This is a genomic window from Ferruginibacter sp., from assembly GCF_031430955.1.
In the GTDB taxonomy this organism is placed as follows: domain Bacteria; phylum Bacteroidota; class Bacteroidia; order Chitinophagales; family Chitinophagaceae; genus Ferruginibacter.
On record NZ_JANPCM010000301.1, the window covers coordinates 1 to 3251 of the forward strand.

3 protein-coding genes are annotated in these 3251 nt (G+C 35.5%); 1 reads left to right on the forward strand and 2 read right to left on the reverse strand.

Going from position 1 to position 3251, the window contains the following annotated elements:
- Together ACY65O_RS08470 and ACY65O_RS08475 are read right to left on the reverse strand one after the other, a co-directional pair.
- Positions 1–988: glutamine synthetase III (locus ACY65O_RS08470; protein ID WP_462220420.1), on the reverse strand; the 988-nt coding region annotated here is incomplete at its 3' end.
- A 109-nt stretch (positions 989–1097) separates the two neighbouring features.
- A complete protein-coding gene (locus tag ACY65O_RS08475; RefSeq protein ID WP_462220421.1) occupies positions 1098–2255 on the reverse strand; it encodes a hypothetical protein in 1158 nt (385 codons plus the stop codon).
- Positions 2256–2477: 222 nt separating this feature from the next.
- On the opposite strand from ACY65O_RS08475, the gene ACY65O_RS08480 reads away from it, so the two are divergent.
- Positions 2478–3251 (forward strand): AIR synthase related protein (locus ACY65O_RS08480; RefSeq protein ID WP_462220422.1); only part of this gene is annotated, 774 nt, incomplete at its 3' end.

The window sequence follows — 3251 nt, forward strand, 5'->3', positions numbered from 1 at the left end:
CTTTTAGATCGTGGCGCTTTGCAACCCTGGTCATAATGTCCATAAGCAAAGTGTTGTGATCAACCGCAATATTCACTTCTTCAAAAATTGGCGCACACTCAAATTGTGCAGGAGCCACTTCATTATGCCTTGTGCGTAAAGGAATACCAAGTTTATAGGATTCTTCTTCAAAATCCCTCATAAAAGCGTACACCCTTTCCGGTATAGTTCCAAAATAATGATCTTCTAATTGCTGGCCTTTGGCAGGTGAATGTCCAAAAACGGTACGGCCCGTTAACAATAAATCCGGACGGGCATTTGCCAATCCTGCATCAACAACAAAATATTCCTGCTCCCAACCCAATGTTGGTGTTACTTTAGTTACATTTTTATCAAAATACTGGCAAACTTCAACAGCAGCTTTATCAAGTGCTACTAACGCTTTTAATAAAGGTGTTTTAGCATCTAATGATTCGCCGGTATAGGAAACAAAAATGGTAGGGATACATAAAGTTTTCCCTTGGCCAATTTCCATTATAAAGGCTGGCGAAGATGGATCCCATGCGGTATATCCACGGGCTTCAAAAGTTGCTCTTAATCCGCCACTGGGAAAAGAAGATGCATCCGGCTCCTGCTGAATTAAAGCACCGCCTTCAAATTCTTCAATTGGTGTACCATCGCCTTTTAATGTAAAAAAGGAATCATGCTTTTCAGCAGATAAACCGGTTAATGGCTGAAACCAGTGTGTATAATGTGTTACACCTTTACTTTCGGCCCAGGCTTTTAAGCCATTGGCTACCTGTGCACCCATTGAGCGTTCAATTTTTTTACCGCTTTTTACTGAGGCTACTAAACTTTTGTAAGCATCATCGCTTAAAAACTGGCGTGCTACTTTAAGTGTAAATACATTCTCGTTAAAAATTGCTGTAATTTTTGAAGAGCCTGATACTTTAACTTCTACTGGATTGCTGGTTAAGTTTTCCAGCGCATGAGACCGTAAAGATTGCATATTTTTATGTTTTGAGCAACAAAAAAACACCAAAATTAGTTATAAACCAACTTTTTTATACAATTTGTGATAAAATTTACGCATTTGTGGACAATAAACAAATATTTAATTATTTTTTAATTTTAAAAAGGCCTTTGATTTTTTCCCAGTTAATATTGCAAATAACAGGTGCTATTAAAAAGGGCAAATACACACTTCTGTACCTTACAATTGACCCTAAATTAGGCATGATGTAACCAATAAATAAAAACATAGTAAGTGTAAAAAATATACCGAAAAGAATAAAGGGATTGTTTTCTTTCTCTTCTTTTTTTCTCTTAAAAGCAATAAAGAAAATAAAAAATAATTGGTAAAAAACTAACTCAATATTAATGGGCAAAAGGCTTTTTGCCGGCAACTCGGTAATGTAAGGCCTCAGCAATAGGTGATTATAAGCCTGGGGTGCATTGTATAAAAAACTTTTAAAATTGGGGTACAGTGTATCTAGTTTTATTTGTGTTGATGCTAAAGGAAGTGTAAAAAAATCGGCCTGCTTTTGTGTAACCGTTTTAAGCGGATTAATGTTTTTTACAATGCTGTTGAAATTAAAAAATATAAGCCCGAGAATAATATAACCAATTGCAAAACTTTTAAAAGCCGGCCATTTATATTTAACAACCAGTATCCACATAATAAGTGCTGGTAAAACATTTAGCAGCACATAACTTCTTATTAAAAACAAAACCGTAAGTGTAAGTAAAATAATCAGCAGGCTTTTTTTACTAAAATAATTTTGCTGTAAAGATTTAAATACTGTGTAGCTTAAAAAGCCCAGTGTTGTAAAAACAATTCCATCTTTTTGCACCCCCGAAGTAAAGTAAAGCATTGATGGTAATAAAAAACAGCAAATAATAACTGCACGCTGTTGATTTTTATAAATCTTAATAAAGATCCGGTAAAAAGCTACATGCCCTAAAAAACAAAAAAAGTTAAAAAATAAGCTGTTGATATAATAATTACCCCGGCTGAAAATGTTACATACCGAAAGGAATTTAATAATAATGTTATTCCTTAAATCGTTCCAAAAAGATTGAAAAGAATCGAACATGCCTCCGTAACCCTGTGTGTACTGCGATTTAAATATATTGGTAAAGTATTCTTTAGGATTGGATAAAAGTAATTGATATTCCTTCCACCCTTCCCTGTTTACATCCCAGTAATCGTTGCCTGTGTTGTATAAATTATACGATATCCAGCCAATGGCTAATCCTGCAATTATTTTTGCCAAAAAGAGAACCAATATGTATTTATTGTTAAGCCCTGCGTTTTTTACAAATGAAACTTTTGTAATCAGCCAGCAAAATATGCAGAGGTAAATTGTAAAAAGAATATAATCCAAAGCAGTAAATTTTCAATGTGGGAAGATAGTTAAAATATTTACTTTCCTTATATCTTAATAAACTATTACGGTGTTACCTTTGCACTTTCTAACTCTTTTTTCTAACTATTTATGGAAATAACAGTAAAAACGGCAGAGCAATTACGGATTACCGCAGATGAATTTGAACTAATAAAACAAAAATTGGGGCGGACCCCCAATTTTACTGAGCTCTGTTGTTTCAGCGCCATGTGGAGTGAGCATTGCAGTTATAAAAACTCAATTAAATGGTTAAAAACCTTACCCCGTGATGGTAAAAAAATGCTGGTAAAAGCCGGAGAGGAAAATGCAGGGTTGATGGATATTGGTGATGGTTACGGTGTGGTTTTTAAAATTGAAAGTCATAATCATCCATCTGCAATTGAACCTTTTCAAGGTGCGGCTACGGGTGTCGGTGGCATTAACAGAGATATTTTTACCATGGGTGCAAGGCCAATAGCATCGCTTAACAGTTTACGCTTTGGTAACTTAAAAGAAGCAAAAACACAACATTTATTAGCTGGTGTTGTACATGGCATTGGTCATTATGGCAATTGCTTTGGTGTACCCACAGTGGGTGGCGAAATTTATTTTGAAGATTGTTACCATACCAATCCATTGGTAAATGCTATGAGTGTAGGCATTTTAAAGAATGGAGAAACTATTTCTGCAACATCAGGAAATGTAAAAGGGAATCCTGTTTTTTTTGTAGGCAGTGCAACTGGTAAAGATGGTATTGGCGGCGCAAGTTTTGCCAGTGCAGATATTACTGCCGACAGTGCAGAAGATTTACCGGCTGTGCAGGTGGGTGATCCCTTCCAGGAAAAAAAATTATTAGAAGCCTGCCTGGAAGTGATGAATACCGGC